The sequence below is a fragment of the Thermomonospora echinospora genome (assembly GCF_900108175.1).
GTDB classification, from domain to species: domain Bacteria; phylum Actinomycetota; class Actinomycetes; order Streptosporangiales; family Streptosporangiaceae; genus Thermomonospora; species Thermomonospora echinospora.
This window is the reverse complement of sequence record NZ_FNVO01000060.1, coordinates 1-1695: the sequence shown is the minus strand read 5'-3', so window position 1 is coordinate 1695 and position 1695 is coordinate 1. Positions and strand designations below refer to the sequence as shown.

Sequence of the window (1695 nt, the reverse complement as noted above, 5' to 3'; positions counted from 1 at the left end):
GTGGTGGTTCATGTCGAGTTCGAACCGCCCGTACAGGTTCAGATGAGTCCAGAACAAGGCCGACAGGCCGCGCCGGTCGGCGTCGGTGAGGCGTCTTCGCCAGGCGTCCTCGCGCAGCACGAGCTGGATCAGGTGGGTGTTGAGGTAGGCGATGGTGGCGGTGACCAGGTGCAGGGCCAGGGCGGAGACCTCGGCGTGCTCACGGTCCTCGCCGGTCAGGTCGCCGGCCTTGCCGTAGAAGATCTCCTTGCCGGCGCTGTTGAAGTTCTCCACCACGTTCAGGCCCTCGTGGATCTCGCGGCGGAGTTCTTCGTCGGCGAGGTAGTCGCAGATGAAGATGGTGCGGATGATGCGGCCGAGTTCCTCGATGGCCTGATAGGTGGGGTGCTTGGGGCCGCCGCGGGTGAAGCGGCGCAGCATCTGGTGGGACTGGGCGGTGCCCAGCCGCAGCGCGGTGGCGTACTTGATCATCTGGTCGTAGTGGCGGGCGATGAGGTCCCAGTCGATCGTCTTGGCCGATATCACCTCCTCCAACTGCGGCCACGTTCCGCTCTCGGGTGACTCGTCGGTGATGACGCCGGGCCGGTACAGCCTCGCGGAGCCGATGTTCTTCAGGCGGGGCAAAAGCTGGAAGTCCAGCAGGTGGGAGAAGGCGAATCCGACGATGGAGGCGCCGTGGGTGTCGGTGTACTGCCGGTCGATCTCGGCGTCGGTCAGGTGGCGGAGCAGGCCCTCGATCATGGATGCGACCTCGGAGGCGGAGGTGGTGGTGACCTGCGAGTAGATGCACACCGACCGGCGTTCGACGTGCCAGTAGACCATGATCCCCGGGCCGCCGTAGCGCTGGTGCCACTCGGTCATGAAGTTCGCCGACCACGAGCCGAACTTGCGCGAGTCCGAGGCGCACGAGGTGCCCGCACCCCACAGGGCGGTGTCGCGGACCCGCAGCGTCTCGTTCACCACGGTGCGGATCGCCGCGCGCAGGTTGTCGCGGTTGATGAACAGCCTGCGGGTCCGGCGCAGCGCCGCCTCGTTGTCGGCCAGTTCGCCCAGGGCCGCGGCGGCGCCGTCGGCGACGCGCTTGATGCCGATGTTGGTGCCCAGCCCGTACAGGCACAGCAGCAGGCGGCGCTGCAGCACCGCGGTGTCGGTGACGGTGCGGGAGGCCACCGAGGTGAAGTCGCGGGTGAAGCCGGTGACGTGGTCGACGTCTTTGAGGACGTCCAGCAGGTCGATCACGCCCCACCGGCGGGAGATCTCCTCCTTGAGCGCCTTGAGGTTGGCCGGTTCGGGCTGTTTGACGACCGGTGGGACCGCGATCCACGGCTCACCCTTCTTGCGGGTGATCTTCACCCCGCCGGTGGTCCCCTTGCGCATCGCCCTGTTCAGCCGGTTCAACGCCGCCACGTGACGTTTTTGCAGGTCGGCGATGAACGCCGCCGGATCGCGGGGCTTGGACAGCGCCTCGTAGTGCACGTCCCGGTTGTCGGCGAAGTCGGCGGGCAGGTCCGCCTCGGGGTTGCGCCACGTCACGGCGCCCTCCACCCAGATCTCCCGCCGCCGGATCGCCTTGCGCAACGCGACCAGCACGCACAGCTCGTACGGGATGCGGGCGATCCGGCCGGTGTCGGGGTCGACCACCGCGTCCCGCCAGTCGTCGGGCACGACATGCGCGATCGGCACGGTCTCGGTGGC

The 1695-nt window shown here is 68.1% G+C and carries 1 protein-coding gene; it reads right to left on the bottom strand.

Features of this window, described 5'->3' with window-relative positions; translation table 11 throughout:
• A partial coding sequence (locus tag C4U03_RS39620) for a Tn3 family transposase (RefSeq protein ID WP_146087713.1) occupies positions 1–1695 on the bottom strand: 1695 nt, incomplete at both ends.